Here is a 14,180-nt window from a genome sequence, read left to right on the forward strand (position 1 = left end):
CCCCCATGAACGCACTCACCGGCTACCTCCGCCAGGCCGGCACCGCACTGCGGTTCCTGCTCTTTGCCACACTGGCCCTCGGCGTCGCCTACCCGCTGGCCGTTTTCGGCATCGCACAGCTCATCGCGCCATATCAGGCGAACGGCTCCATCATCAAGGACGCCGCCGGCGACCCGGTCGCGTCTGCCTTGATCGCCCAGTCATCCGCTAACGACGCCGGCGCCCAGGACCCGCGCTGGTTTCACCCCCGGCCCTCGGCCGTGAAGTGGGACCCGGCGTCGTCCTCGGCCACCAACTTCGGGCCCAACGATCCGAAACTGCTCGAGGCCGTCGCCGCGAACCGGGCCGCCGTCGCCGCCGCTGAAGGCGTGGATGCGGCAGCGGTGCCGGCCGACGCGGTGACGGCCAGCGGTTCCGGACTGGACCCGGACATTTCACCCGAGTACGCCAAACTGCAGCTTGCGCGGGTGGCAGCAGCGAACGGCCTCAGCACCGACGCCGTTGCCTCCCTGGTGGAGCAGCACACCAGCGGTGGGTTAGTCGCGTTTCTCGGCCAGCCGTCGGTCAACGTGACTGCCCTCAACCTCGCCGTGGCGGCGGCCGCGCTGCCGTCGCAGCCGGCACAATCCAAGTGAGAGAATGACGGCATGGCACGTGGAACGCTGCGGATCTTCCTGGGCGCCGCGCCGGGTGTGGGCAAGACCTACGAGATGCTCGAGGAGGCCCACCGGCTCGGCAAGCGCGGCGAGGACGTCGTCGTCGCGTTCGCCATGGACCACGGCCGCAGCGAGACAGGGGCGCTGCTGGAGGGACTCGAAGTCATTCCACCCCGGAAGCTGCCCTACCGGGACACGGAGTTCGAGGAGATGGACCTCGACGCTGTCCTGGCCCGGGCGCCAGGGACCGCGATCGTGGACGAATACGCCCACTCCAACATCCCCGGCAGCCGCAATCCCAAGCGCTGGCAGGACGTCGATGCGCTTCTGGATGCCGGCATCAACGTGCTCTCCACCGTCAACGTCCAGCATCTGGCGTCCCTGGGCGACGTTGTCAGCGCCATCACCGATGTCCACCAGGCGGAGACGGTGCCGGACGCCGTCGTCCGGAAGGCGGACCAGATCCACCTCGTGGACATCTCCCCCGAGGTGCTCCGCCAGCGCCTGGGCGACGGCAAGATCTACGCTGCCGACAAGATCGACGCCGCCCTCTCGAACTATTTCCGCCTGGGCAACCTCACGGCATTGCGTGAACTGGCTTTGCTGTGGCTCGCCGACCGGGTGGACGAGGGCCTGGCCAAGTACCGGGCCGAACAGGGCATCGACGAAAGCTGGCCGGCCCGGGAACGCATCGTGGTCGGGCTGACCGGCAGCCCCGAAGGAGAAGTCCTGATCCGCCGCGGGGCCAGGATCCTCAACCGCGTCAGCGGTGGGGACCTGCTGGCGGTCCACGTCCGGTCCGCCGATGGCCTCGCCGAGGAGTCGCCCCAGGCGCTGGAAGCCCAGCGCCGCCTGATCCTGGACCTGGGCGGCAGCTACCACATCGTGACCGGCGAGGATCCGGCTGCCGCGCTCCTGGACTTCGCCCGCAGCGTCAACGCCACCCAGATCGTCGTCGGCATCTCGCGGCACAAAAAGCTCGCCGGCCTGGTCGGAAATCTGCTCGGCGGCGGGGTCGGCACCCGGGTGGTCCGCGATTCCGGCGACATCGACGTCCACATGGTCTCCCATCCGCTCGGCGGCCGGGGAACCCGCCCGCCACGGCAGCGGGACCTTGGCCGCATCCGGGTGGCCGCCGGGTTCGGACTTGCTGTGCTGCTCCCGGTGGTCCTGCAACTCCTGCTGTCGCTCTTGAATCCGGAACAGAATGTGGCTGCGGCCATGCTGGTCCAGCTCACCGGCTCGGTGGCGGTGGCGTTGATCGGCGGGTTGTGGCCGGCCATCCTGGCCGCACTGTGGAGCAGCCTCCTGGTGAACTACTTTTCGACCCCGCCGCTGGGCAACCTCACCATCAGCGATCCCCAGAATTTCCTGGCGCTGCTGGTGTTTGTAGGCGTCTCGGCCGCCGTCGCCCTTGTGGTCGACCTATCGGCCCGCCGCTCCAAGGAGGCCGCGCGGGCCCGCGCCGAAGCCACGACGCTCGGTGACCTGACGCGCAGTGCCGCCGGCTCGGAGGACACGGTCCAGGCATTGCTGGAACAAGCCCTGAGCGTTTTCCAGGTCCGTGGTGCTGCTGTTTTCAGCCTGGGCTACGGCCTCGCGGACGGCGACAGCGGAGCCAGCCCGGACCGGCAGTGGCGTCTCCAGGCCGCCGTAGGTGAAATTCCTGCCCTGTCCGCTGACGGGACCGGAAGCGATGCCGCCGGCGACAACGTCGAAGAAATCGACGCCTCCACGCGCCTGGTGCTGTTCGGACGGATTCTGCCCGCAAGCGACCGGCGCCTTCTGGGGGCGTTCGGGGTTCATCTGGCAGCGCAGCTGGAACGACAGCAGCTGGTGGCGAGCCGGCGGGAGATGCTGCGCCTGGCCGAGAGCAACACGATGCGCACCTCCATCCTCCGGGCCGTTTCCCACGACCTGCGCACGCCCCTGGCCGGGATCAAGCTGGCTGTCGGCGGACTTCGGCACGACGACGTCCATTTCACCAAGGAAGAGGAGAAGGAGCTGCTGGCTACGATAGAGGAGTGTTCGGACAGGTTGGACGCGCTGGTCGGCAATCTGCTGGACATGTCCCGGATCACGTCGGATGCCGTCAATCCCCTGCTCAAACCCGTGCGCTGGTATGAGGTCATCCCGGGTTCCCTGAGCGCCGTCCCCGCGGGGAGGGTGCGGGTGGACCTGCCTCCAAACATGCCGGAGATTGAAGCCGACCCTGGAATGCTGGAGCGGGTGATTGCGAACATCGTCGAGAACGCCGTGAAATATGCCCCCGACTCGGACATCGTCCTGGTCGGGGCGGCCGGCGGGCTGAGCCCGGCGACTCTCGGGGGGCGTCCTGCCGGCGAGCTGCGGATCATCGATCACGGCCGGGGAATCCCTGCGGAGAGTGTCCTGGAAATGTTCCGGCCATTCCAGCGGCTCGACGACGCCCCGCAGGCCACTGGGATCGGGCTCGGGCTTGCGGTAGCGAAAGGGTTCACGGACGCCATGGGTGGGAGCCTGACCGCGGAAGCTACACCGGGAGGAGGGCTGACGATGATTATCCGGCTGCCGTTGTCGACGGGGACCCCGTATGACGGGCACCGGGCCCAGGCCCCGTTCGAGCCCCGCTCGCTGGCGGCGCGCCGTGGTCATGCGCTGCCCGTCACGTCCGGACCGGACGCAGCATGACGGCGGTCCTCGTCGTCGACGACGACCCGCATCTGCTCAGGGCCCTCCGGATCACGCTCCAGGCCAACGGCTACGCCGTCACCACCGCCGTCGACGGGACCTCAGCACTGCTGGCGGCCACTCAGAACCCGCTCTCACTCATCATTCTGGACCTCGGCCTGCCTGACATTGACGGGACCAGCGTCCTCAAGGAGCTGCGCGGCTTCAGCAGCGTGCCGGTTCTGGTGCTGTCCGCCCGGCACGGCTCCGAGGACAAAGTTGAGGCGCTCGACGCCGGCGCGGATGACTACATCACCAAACCGTTCGGCCTGGACGAGCTCCTGGCACGGCTGCGCGCCCTGCTGCGCCGCAGCGTCGAACCGGAGCACGAATCAGTGGTCAGGACCGATGCCTTCACCGTGGACCTTGCCAAGCACCGGGTGACCAGGGACCACGAGGACGTCCGGCTGACCCCCACGGAATGGAAGATTCTGGAGGTTCTGGTCCGCAATCCGGAAAAGCTCATCACCCAGCAGCAGCTGCTCTCCAGGGTCTGGGGTCCGGCCTACGCCAAGGAGACCAACTACCTCCGGGTTTACATGGCGCAGCTGCGGCGCAAGCTGGAGCCGGATACCGCCAGCCCGCGCCACCTGCTCACCGAGGCCGGCATCGGCTACAGGTTCATGCCCTGAGTCCCGCTGACACGCTGGCGGTCGATGACACTGACGTTTCCCTCCAGGCAACCCGGCAATGGATACTGGGGCAATGACTAATCGCAGCCCGCTCAACAGGGACGATGCCGGTCCGTCGCCACTGCCTGAGATCCCGGCGCAGCTGCGGGCCGTCCTGAACGGAATCCCGGCACTCGTGGGCTATTGGGACACGGGACTCCGCAACCGCCTGGCCAACGACGCCTACTGCGAGTGGTTTGGTTTCGCACCCCAGCAGCTTCACGGCATGCATGTCCGGGACGTGCTCGGCGAGACCGTCCTGGAGGCCAACCTGCCGCACATCGAGGGAGCGCTCGCCGGGAAGCGGCAGCAGTTCGACCGGACCCTGGTGGATGCCGCGGGCCAGTCCCGCTTCACCGAGGTGACCTACACCCCCGATACCCAGGACGGCGCGGTGCAGGGCTTCTTCGTCCTGGTCACGGACATCACCGAGCGTGTCCTGGCCGACCGGCGCCGGCAACGGGACATGGACCGGTACCGCGCCCTGGCGCGGAGCGTCCCCGGCGTCTTTGTCCTCCTCTTCGACGCCGAGCTGCGCTACCTGATCGCCGAAGGCCAGGAGCTGGAGACCTTCGGCTACCGCAAGGAAGAGCTCGAAGGCCAGCGCATCCAGGACGTGCTCAAGGGCAATCTCGCCAGCGAGCTCGAGCCGCGCTACCTCGCTGCCCTCGCCGGCCGCGAGGTGTCCTGGAGCCGGCAGATCGGCCACCGCACCTACCGGCTGAACGCCGGGCCGGTCTACTCCGACGACGAGGCCGCGGCCGGCATGGTGGTGGCGGTTGATATAACCGAGCGCCTGCAGCAACAAAAAATTTGGGAGGCTTTGCACGAGATAGCCACCGAAGTTGCCCGCAACGCGGCCCCCGCAGCCATCTCTGAGCGGGTCGCCGCGATTGTCCGCGACCTGTTCAACGTCGATTCCGCCGCCGTCGTCCGTTTCACGGGCGCATCCTCGGCGGAAATCGTCGCCATGGCGCCGACGCTGCCGCCGACGCTGAGCCGGCGGCAGATCTTCGCCCCGACGGACGAGTCGGCCACTGTCCGGGTGGCCGTGACCGGCAAGCCGGCCCTGGTTCGCTACCGGGCGGAAGGTGGACAGGCAGCGGAGCAGATGCGCGCCGGCGGCTTCCAGTCTGCGGCGGCGGCGCCGATCCGGGTCCGCGGCAGCCTGTGGGGCGCCGTGAGCCTGACGTCGAAGTCGCGCACCGGGGTCACGGAGGCGATGATGGAGCGGCTGGCCCAGTTCGCGGAGCTCGTCGAGATCGCCATCGGCAACACGGAGGCCCGGACCGACCTCGAACAGCAGGCCACTACCGATGCCCTCAGTGGCTTGCCCAACCGGCGGGCCTTGGAACGGCACCTCGCCGAGCATGTTGCGCAGTCCCGGACCCGCGGGACAAGCCTGAGTGCCGTCGTCCTGGATATCGACCACTTCAAGAGGGTCAACGACACTCACGGCCACCTGACGGGCGACGTGGTCCTGGCGGAGGTCGCGGCCAGGCTCCGGGCGGTCGCCCGCGCCGAGGAGATCGTGGCCCGATTCGGCGGCGAGGAGTTCGTGTGGCTGCTCCCGGAGACGGACGGTGCCGAGGCCCTGCGCGCCGCCGAACGCGCCCGCAAGGCCATCGCGTCCGAACCGTTCGGGGAGGTTGGTTTCCTGACGATCTCCGCCGGAGTCTGCGAGCAAAGCGACGCCGCGGCCGGCTCGCTCCTGGACTGCGCGGACCGGGCCCTGTACGAGGCCAAGAACGGCGGCCGCAACCGCACGTCCCGCTACGGCCACGCCAGCCCGGCGGTTCAGCCTGCCCCGGCCGGGCCGGCACGGAGCGGCCAGGCGCGGGACGGCCAGGCGCGGGACGGCGCTGACACACTCGGAGCCTAGATCCCGCGGGGAGCCTAGACGAAAGCGGACTTTCCCGTCACGGCCCGCGCCACGATCAGTGAATTGATTTCGTAGCTGCCCTCATAGGTATAGAGAATCTCGGCGTCGCCGAAGAGCTTGCCCATCTCATAGTCGCTGCTGATGCCGTTGCCGCCCATGAGGGACCGCCCCATCGCCACCGAGGCACGCGCCAGCCGCGTGGTGGTCGCTTTGGCCATGGCGGCCTGGACCATCTCGAGCTTGCCCTCTTCCTGGATGCGCGCCAGCTGGGCCATCAGGGCCAGGGAGGCGGTCGCGTTGCCCAGGATCTCGGCGAGCTGTTGCTGGATGAGCTGAAAGCGGGCCAGTTCCTTGCCGAACTGGCGGCGCTTCAGCGAATAGGCGCGCGCGACGTCGAACGCGGCCAGCTGGATGCCGGCACCCTGCCAGCCCACCCAGGCCCGCGAATCGCGCAGGAGCTCGTTGGCCTTGGAGAAGCTGGTGGCGCCGGGCAGCAGGTTGGCCGCCGGGATCCGGACCTCGTCGAGGACGATGTCCGCGTTCTGCATGATGCGCAGGCCGATCTTGTTGGCGATCTTGGTTGCGGTGTAGCCCGGACGGTCCGTCTCCACGATGAAGCCCTTGATGTGCTGGTCAGCGACGTCCCGGGCCCACACGAGGGCGAAGTCCGCGATGGTGCCCGCGCCGATCCAACGCTTGGCGCCGTTGAGGACCCACTCGTCGCCGTCCAGCCGCGCAGTCGTTTCCAGGCCGCCGGCGATGTCCGAGCCGTGGTCCGGCTCCGTCAGGGCGAACGCCCCGAGCTGGGTGAACGCGGTGAGGCCAGGGAGCCAGCGCGCCTTCTGTTCCTCCGAGCCGAGCTCGTCGATCATGCCGACGATCAGCTCGTTGTGGATCCCGACGAGCGCCGAGAGGGACACGTCGGCGCGCGCCACCTCGACATACATGAGCCCCTTGAAGAGCTTGGACGTGCCGTCCGTCTGCAGCCCGCCCAAACCGTATTTGCCGAGTTCGGCGAGCAGCCCGAAGGGAAACTCCTCGCGGTTCCAGTAATCGATTGATGCGGCCCGGATCCGGGACTGCAGGAATTCCCGGACCTCCTGGTAGCGGAGCTGTTCGTCCGGCGGCAGCAGGTCCACGATGTACATGAGGTCGGCGTCGGGAAACGGCGGCTCCGCCGCGGCTTCGGATGCGGCGCCCGCGGTAGCGGATTCCGCCGTGTCTGATCCCGCTGTGTTTTCCGCTGTATTTGATTCGGCTGTATTTGATTCCGCTCTCGCGGCCGGTCCGCTGGCACGTCCTTGTGGCTGCACGGGCACGTATCCCTTCGTCATGCAACGCCTGCAGAGCAGCGCCGCCCTTCCAAACCCTTGGATGTCCTAGTATATTGCACAGTGACGGGGATCACTAGGCAGGCACCGTGCCGGGCCGGTGGATCCCAGGCAACGGCGCCGTGCCACCGCCCGCCCGGAACGGCAGCGCCCGAGGACTTCGAAAGGTGCACCATGACCGTGACTGAGGAATTCCGGGCCGCAAGGGACCGGCTGCTGGCCCTGCGCGGGGACTACGACGGCGCCCGCAACGAATTCCAGTGGCCCCGCTTCGAGGAGTTCAACTTCGCCCTGGACTGGTTCGACCAGCTCGCCGCGGACCCGGCCAAGGCGGATAAGCCTGCGCTGGTGATCGTTGAACAGGACGGGTCCGCGACCCGGCGCAGCTTCGCTGACCTCTCCCGGCGCTCGTCCCAGGTGGCCAACTGGCTGCGCGGGGCAGGTGTGCGGCGCGGGGACCGGATGATCATCATGCTCGGCAACCAGGTGGAGCTCTGGGAACTCATGCTGGCCGGCATCAAGCTGGGGATCGTCATGATTCCCACCACCACGCTGATGGGACCGGCCGATCTCCAGGACCGGGTGGAGCGCGGCGGTGCGGCCTGGGCCGCCGTCGGCAGTGCCAACATCGCGAAGTTCGCCGACGTCGCCGGCCAGTACACGCTGATTGAAGTCGGCGCCAGCGCCGGGGACCCCGCCGCCGCCCAGGCCAATGCCCTGCAGTACTACGGCGCGGATGCTGCCGCGGCCGGTACGGATTTCACCCCCGACGCCCCCACCCTGGCCGACGAGACGCTCCTGCTGTACTTCACCTCGGGCACCACGTCCAAGGCCAAACTCGTCGAACACACGCACACGTCCTACCCGGTGGGACACCTGTCCACGATGTTCTGGATCGGCATGGAACCGGGCGACGTGCACCTCAACGTGGCCTCGCCGGGCTGGGCCAAGCACGCCTGGTCCAATGTATTCACCCCCTGGATCGCCGAGGCGTGTGTGTTCATCTACAACTACGAACGCTTCGACGCCAGGGCGCTCATGGAGCAGATGGACCGCGAATCCGTGACCAGCTTCTGCGCCCCGCCCACGGTCTGGCGGATGCTGATCCAGGCCGATCTCACCCTGCTCAAGAACCCGCCCACCAAGGTGGTATCCGCCGGCGAACCGCTCAACGCCGAGGTGATCGACCAGGTCCACCGCGCATGGGGGCAAACCATCCGGGACGGCTTCGGCCAGACCGAATCCACCGTGCAGATCGCGAACACGCCGGGACAGCCGATCAAGATCGGCGCCATGGGCAAGCCGCTGCCTGGCTACGACGTCGTGCTTGTGGACCCCGCTACTGGTGAGGAGGCTGACGACGGCGAGCTCTGCCTGCGCCTCGACCCCCGCCCCGTGGGGCTCATGAAGGCGTACTACGGCGACCCGGACAAGACGGCGGAGGCTTTCCGCGACGGTTACTATCACACGGGGGACATGGCGAGCCGGGACGAGCGCGGCATCATCACGTATGTGGGCCGCGGCGACGACGTCTTCAAGTCCTCCGACTACCGGCTGTCCCCGTTCGAACTGGAGAGCGTGCTGATTGAGCACCCCGCGGTGGCGGAGGCCGCCGTCGTCCCCTCTCCCGACCCGCTCAAGCTGTCGGTGCCGAAGGCCTTTGTGGTTCTTGCGGCCGGACACCAGCCGGGCCCGGAGCTGGCCGAGGACATCCTGCGGTACTGCCGGGAGCACCTGGCACCGTTCAAAAGGATCCGCCGGCTGGAGTTTGCCGAGCTCCCCAAGACGATCTCCGGCAAGATCCGGCGCGTGGAGCTGCGGCACAGCGAGGAAGTGCGCCACGGCGGCGGGCCCGTCCCGGAAGGCCTCGGCGTCGAGTACTCCGACTCCGATTTCCCCGGGCTCAAGGGTCAGGGCTGAACATGGGAACACCGCTGCCGCGAGATCCGATTGCCGACGCCCGGCTGAACTGGGAGCGCCACGGCTGGTCCGACGTCGCCGCCCCGATGGCCGCCATCACCGCCATCATGCGGACCCAGCAGATCCTGCTCGGCCGGATCGAGACGGTGCTCAAGCCGTTCGGGCTCACCTTTGCCCGGTACGAGCTGCTCGCGTTGCTCAGCTTCGCCCGCAGCGGGGCGCTGCCCATGAACAAGGCGAGCGCGCTGCTGCAGGTCCACCCCACCTCAGTCACCAATGCCGTGGACCGGCTCCAGGAGGCCGGGCTGGTGATCCGCTCGCCGCACCCCACGGACGGCCGCACCACCCTGATCGAACTCACCCCGGAAGGCCGCACCCTGGCCAAACGGGCGACGGCGGTGCTGAACTCCGAGGTCTTTGGCCAGTCCGGCTTCGCGGACCAGGACGTGGACCAGCTGATCCGGATCCTGGGCACATTCCGCCGGAACGCCGGTGATTTCAGCGGCTGAGACCCGGGCGCCGGGCACCGGGTGAAGCCCGGTGGCCGCGGCTAAGATCATGAAGTGAAAAAACAATCCTGCGGTGTCTGCGGTTCGAGCGTGTACTTTGAAAATTCGGTCTGCCTGCACTGCGGAACTAACTTGGCATACCTGCGGAACGCCCGCGCCATAGTCGCAACAGGCAGTCAGGGACAGTACACCGATGAGTCGGGAGCCACTTGGCACCGGTGCGCTAATTTTTTGCTTTCCGGTTGCACTTGGCTTGCCCCGGAGGGCGGCAGTCAGTGCTTCAGCTGTGAGCTCACGCGGACTCGCCCGAACGACAGCGACGCCAAAGGCCTATCGCAGTTCATTGCGGCTGAGCGGGCCAAGCGTCATCTCATTGCTGAGCTCGATGGGCTGGGCCTGCCGATCATCACGCGCACAGAAGACCCCGACGGGGGACTTGCTTTCGACCTGTTGTCCAGTGTCAAGGAAAATGTGGTGATCGGTCATGCTGACGGTGTGATCACCATCAATCTGGCCGAAAGCGACGATGCCTATCGGGAACGAATGCGTACCCAACTCGATGAACCATACCGGACGATGCTCGGGCATTTCCGGCATGAAGTGGGGCATTATTTTGAGACGGTGCTGGTATTCAGCGATGACGGACGAACGCGCGAGGCGCGTAATCTCTTTGGCGACGACACCAAGGACTACCAGGCAGAGATAGACCGCCACTACAGCGAAGGCGCCCCGGCGGACTGGAATGAACGGTTCATCTCAAAGTACGCAACCATGCACCCCTACGAGGACTTTGCGGAGTCGTTCGCCCATTACCTCCACATCTGCGACACCCTCGACACCGCCCGGGAATTCGGACTCATCCCAGGCACTCCCCGGGGGACCTCTTTCCAGGAAGTTGTGGAAACCGAATGGCTGCCGCTCTCCCTTGCCCTGAACCAGGTCAACCGCAGCATGGGGAAAGATGATCTTTACCCCTTCGTCCTTTCCGCCGCAGTTATCGACAAGCTTGAGTTCGTCCACGGGCTGCGAACCTCAGCGACGGCCGCCGGCTAAGGAACGCCCCGCCCGCTGACAAGAAGGGCGTCCCGGCAGACAGCACGAAGAAAACAGTCTCCGACCCTTCGCTTCTTGGCGTTCGGCCGTCAGGGACGATGGCCCGCGAAGCCGGGCAGGAGCTATTTTGTGCGGGATCGGACCGGAGTATCGTGGTTCCGGCAGGACGGTTCCGTCCGGCCAGGCAGTAAGCAGTGCTCACAGCGCGTCCATTGGCGATCGCCTAGGAGTGGCCATGACTTCGCCCAGCGTCCCCATACCGCAGCCTCCCACGAGGCCGGTGGTCGGCAATTTGCCGGACATCGACTCCAGCAAGGGAATCCTGGGAATAGTCGAGCTGGCCGAGCGGTACGGCCCCATAGTCCGCATCCAGTTCTTCAACCGCAGTATCGTCGCCATCTCTTCCCAGCAGCTCGTCAACGAGGTGTGCGACGAGTCCCGGTTCGGCAAAGTGCTGGGCGTTGCCCTTCGGCAGGTGAGGCAGTTCGCCGGCGACGGCCTGTTCACCGCAGATACACAGGAACCCAACTGGCAAAAGGCACACCGGATCCTGATGCCGGCGTTCGGGCCTGCAGCGCTGAAGCGGATGTTCGCCGGCATGGACGACATCGTTGAGCAGCTGCTGCTCAAGTGGGAGAGGCTGGGCCCCACGGCGCGGATCGACATTCCGGACAGCACCACCCGCCTGACGCTGGACACCATCGCCCTGTGCTCGTTCAGCTACCGGTTCAACAGCCTCTACCGGGAGGAGATGCACCCGTTCGTCGGCGCCATGGTCCGCGCCCTGGTTGAATCCGGGGACCGGGCGCGCAGGCTCCCGGTGCAGAACAAGATCATGCTGCGCAGGCGGCACCAGCTCGAAGAAGACCATGCCCTGATGTTCGAGGTCGCCGAACAGATCATCAGTGACCGGCGGCGCAACCCCAGCCCGCCCGGCAGCGAAGACATCCTGGACACCATGCTCAGCGCGGCGGACCCGGTGACCGGTGAGCGTCTATCCGATGAAAACATCCGCTATCAGATGGTCACGTTCCTGATCGCCGGGCACGAGACTACCAGCGGCTTGCTGTCCTTTACACTCTACGAACTGCTGCGCCATCCGGGCGTCCTGGCCAAGGCGCGTGCACAAGTGGACGAGGTCCTTGGTACCGAAAGCGCCAGGTTCGAGCACCTGCCCCGGCTGGGATACCTGGACCAGATCCTTAAGGAAACGCTACGGCTGTGGCCCACCGCTCCGGCGTTCAACGTGACTCCTTACGAGGACACGATGCTCGGCGGCCGCTACGAAGTCCCCGCGGGCCAGCCCATCATGGTCCTGATCCCGCAACTGCATCGGGACAAGGCGGCCTGGGGCGAGGACGCCGGCATCTTTGACCCGGAGCGGTTCTCCCCGGAACGGGCCGCCGAAATCCCCGCCAATGCCTGGAAGCCCTTCGGCAACGGACAGCGCTCCTGCATCGGCCGGGGATTTGCCCTGCAGGAGGCCATGCTCTTTCTGGCCAAGCTCCTGCAGCGCTTCGAGGTCACGGCGGCGGACCCGGGCTATGAGCTGCAGATCAAACACACGCTGACCATGAAGCCTGAAGGGCTGTTCATCCACGTGCGCAGGCGGGACGTCACCATCGCGGCTAGCCCCCGGGCCGACGTCGAACAGGCACGGCAGGCCGAAGCCGCAGCGGCGGCCGCCGCGCCCAACGGCGTCCCGATCCGGGTGCTCTACGGTTCCAATGCAGGCACGTCCAAGGACTTCGCCCAGCGCCTCGCCAACGACGCCGGACGGCGCGGCTACAGCCCCACCATCGGTCCGCTCGACGAGGCGGCCGGCGGGCTGCCCACGGAGGGGCTCGTCGCGATCGTGACGTCCTCCTACGAGGGGCAGCCGCCGGACAACGCCCGAAAATTCGTGGCCTGGACCGAGGGCCTGCGGCCGGGCGCCCTCGCCGGGGTCCGGTACACGGTCTTCGGCAACGGCAACAAGGACTGGGCGAGGACGTACCAGGAGGTGCCCAAGGCCATCGAAGCCCGGCTCGAGGCAGCCGGTGCTACGCGGATCTATGCCCGGGGCGAAGCCAACGCCCGCGGCGACTTCTTCGGCGATTTCGAAGAGTGGTACGCGGGATTCTGGCCCGCGGTGGACGCCGCCCTGGGGCAGCGGACCAGCCAGCCGACAGCTCAACCCGAGCTGGAACTGCAGTTCGTCGGCAACGTCCGGGACCCGATGCTGCGCCAGAACGGGCTGGCGCTGGGCACCGTCGTCGCGAACCGGGAACTGGTCGATCTGGCCAAGCCCGGCGCCCGGTCCAAGCGGCATGTCGAGATCGCCCTGCCCGAGGGGATGAGCTACCGGACCGGGGATTATCTGGCCGTGCTGCCCCTGAATCCCAGCGAACTCGTGCAGCGGGCCCTGGCCCGTTTCAACCTCGACTACGACTCGCACGTCCAGCTGACCATGGAGCGCGGGGACACCTTCCTGCCCACGGGCGCGCCGGTGGCGGTGGGCGAACTGCTGAGCAGCTACGTGGAGCTCGCAGTCCCCGCCACCCGCACCCAGCTCGAGGACCTGGCGGATGTCGCGGCCGATCCTGCCCAACGCGCCGAACTTGAGGCCCTGGCCCAGGACCGCGGGCGGTACGCGGCCGAGATCCTCGACAGGCGCGTTTCCATCCTTGACCTGCTGGAGACGTATCCGTCATGCCAGCTGTCGTTCACCTCGTTCCTGCAACTGCTGACCCAGCTGACCCCCCGGCGGTACTCCATCTCCTCGTCCCCGCTCTGGAGCCCCGACCACGTGACCCTGACCTTCGCCGTCATCCAGGCTCCGGCGTGGTCCGGCCGCGGGGTCTTCGAAGGGGCCTCGTCCACCTACCTCGCCCAGGCCAGGCCCGGGTCAAGGGTCGCGGTTACTGTCCGCCCCTCGAACGCGGCCTTCCACCCGCCGCCGTCCCTGGCGGTCCCGCTCATCATGGTCTGCGCGGGGACGGGACTGGCCCCCTTCCGCGGGTTCGTCCAGGACCGGGCGCTGCGGGCCGAGGCCGAGGAGACGACGCCGGCACCTGCCCTGCTGTTCTTCGGCTGCCGCGCCCCGGACACCGACTTCCTCTACCGCTCGGAACTCGCGTCATGGGCGGACCAAGCCAACCTCGATCTGCGGCCGGTCTTTTCCACCGCACCCGAGGACGGCCTGAAATACGTCCAGGACAGGCTCTGGGCAGACCGGGCCGACGTCGTCGAACTGGTCCGGCAGGGCGCCACGGTCTATGTCTGCGGCGACGGCAAGCACATGGCGCCGCAGGTCCGGGACACGTGCGCCCTCATTTACCAGGAAGCGACCGGCGCCTCCAAGGCGGAGGCCGAGGCCTGGATGGATGAGGTGGAGCGCACCCACGGCAGGTACGTGGCCGACATCTTCACCTGAGGCCGCCCCGCCGCTCCCACGGCCGGCCGGTGCC

General features: G+C 67.4%; 9 protein-coding genes. 8 read left to right on the plus strand and 1 reads right to left on the minus strand.

What is annotated here, in order from left to right:
* Positions 1-5: 5 nt before the first annotated feature.
* The 4 genes from kdpC to AC1DBX_RS14320 all read left to right on the plus strand — a co-directional run bounded on the left by kdpC (position 6) and on the right by AC1DBX_RS14320 (position 5,918).
* Positions 6-635 (plus strand): K(+)-transporting ATPase subunit C, encoded by a 630-nt coding sequence (kdpC, locus tag AC1DBX_RS14305; RefSeq protein ID WP_476932037.1) that lies wholly within the window; start codon positions 6-8, stop codon positions 633-635.
* A 12-nt stretch (positions 636-647) separates the two neighbouring features.
* The gene (locus AC1DBX_RS14310) at positions 648-3,326 is read left to right on the plus strand and encodes a DUF4118 domain-containing protein (protein ID WP_476932038.1); all 2,679 of its coding nucleotides are present in this window, start codon (positions 648-650) and stop codon (positions 3,324-3,326) included.
* Positions 3,323-3,997, plus strand: coding sequence for a response regulator (locus AC1DBX_RS14315; RefSeq protein WP_230008106.1), 675 nt, complete (start codon positions 3,323-3,325; stop codon positions 3,995-3,997). The genes AC1DBX_RS14310 and AC1DBX_RS14315 overlap by 4 nt, the downstream gene beginning before the upstream one ends.
* 73 nt (positions 3,998-4,070) lie before the next feature.
* Complete coding sequence (locus tag AC1DBX_RS14320; protein ID WP_476932039.1) at positions 4,071-5,918, plus strand: sensor domain-containing diguanylate cyclase; 1,848 nt, start codon at positions 4,071-4,073, stop codon at positions 5,916-5,918.
* Positions 5,919-5,932: 14 nt separating this feature from the next.
* Here the strand turns inward: AC1DBX_RS14320 and AC1DBX_RS14325 are convergent, their stop codons facing one another.
* Positions 5,933-7,066 carry an acyl-CoA dehydrogenase family protein gene (locus AC1DBX_RS14325; RefSeq protein ID WP_243181414.1) on the minus strand — a complete coding sequence of 378 codons (1,134 nt, stop codon included), beginning with the start codon at positions 7,064-7,066 and terminating at the stop codon, positions 5,933-5,935.
* A 357-nt stretch (positions 7,067-7,423) separates the two neighbouring features.
* Between AC1DBX_RS14325 and AC1DBX_RS14330 the strand changes: the two genes are divergently transcribed.
* The 4 genes from AC1DBX_RS14330 to AC1DBX_RS14345 all read left to right on the plus strand — a co-directional run bounded on the left by AC1DBX_RS14330 (position 7,424) and on the right by AC1DBX_RS14345 (position 14,146).
* Complete coding sequence (locus AC1DBX_RS14330; protein WP_476932040.1) at positions 7,424-9,169, plus strand: AMP-binding protein; 1,746 nt, start codon at positions 7,424-7,426, stop codon at positions 9,167-9,169.
* Between the two features lie 2 nt (positions 9,170-9,171).
* Positions 9,172-9,678 carry a MarR family winged helix-turn-helix transcriptional regulator gene (locus tag AC1DBX_RS14335; protein ID WP_223914576.1) on the plus strand — a complete coding sequence of 169 codons (507 nt, stop codon included), beginning with the start codon at positions 9,172-9,174 and terminating at the stop codon, positions 9,676-9,678.
* Positions 9,679-9,732: 54 nt separating this feature from the next.
* On the plus strand, positions 9,733-10,731 hold the full coding sequence (locus AC1DBX_RS14340; protein ID WP_476932041.1) for a zinc-binding metallopeptidase family protein: 999 nt from the start codon (positions 9,733-9,735) through the stop codon (positions 10,729-10,731).
* 235 nt (positions 10,732-10,966) lie between these two features.
* The gene (locus AC1DBX_RS14345; protein ID WP_476932042.1) at positions 10,967-14,146 is read left to right on the plus strand and encodes a bifunctional cytochrome P450/NADPH--P450 reductase; all 3,180 of its coding nucleotides are present in this window, start codon (positions 10,967-10,969) and stop codon (positions 14,144-14,146) included.
* Positions 14,147-14,180: the final 34 nt, after the last annotated feature.

Source organism: Arthrobacter sp. 10N44_2, assembly GCF_056394385.1.

What these genes read in the sequence shown, in the direction of transcription:
- kdpC (WP_476932037.1), top strand. Translation starts at nt 6, where the DNA reads ATGAACGCACTCACCGGCTACCTCCGCCAGGCCGGCACCGCACTGCGG.
- AC1DBX_RS14310 (WP_476932038.1), top strand. Translation starts at nt 648, where the DNA reads ATGGCACGTGGAACGCTGCGGATCTTCCTGGGCGCCGCGCCGGGTGTG.
- AC1DBX_RS14315 (WP_230008106.1), top strand. Translation starts at nt 3,323, where the DNA reads ATGACGGCGGTCCTCGTCGTCGACGACGACCCGCATCTGCTCAGGGCC.
- AC1DBX_RS14320 (WP_476932039.1), top strand. Translation starts at nt 4,071, where the DNA reads ATGACTAATCGCAGCCCGCTCAACAGGGACGATGCCGGTCCGTCGCCA.
- AC1DBX_RS14325 (WP_243181414.1), bottom strand. Translation starts at nt 7,066, where the DNA reads ATGTACATCGTGGACCTGCTGCCGCCGGACGAACAGCTCCGCTACCAG.
- AC1DBX_RS14330 (WP_476932040.1), top strand. Translation starts at nt 7,424, where the DNA reads ATGACCGTGACTGAGGAATTCCGGGCCGCAAGGGACCGGCTGCTGGCC.
- AC1DBX_RS14335 (WP_223914576.1), top strand. Translation starts at nt 9,172, where the DNA reads ATGGGAACACCGCTGCCGCGAGATCCGATTGCCGACGCCCGGCTGAAC.
- AC1DBX_RS14345 (WP_476932042.1), top strand. Translation starts at nt 10,967, where the DNA reads ATGACTTCGCCCAGCGTCCCCATACCGCAGCCTCCCACGAGGCCGGTG.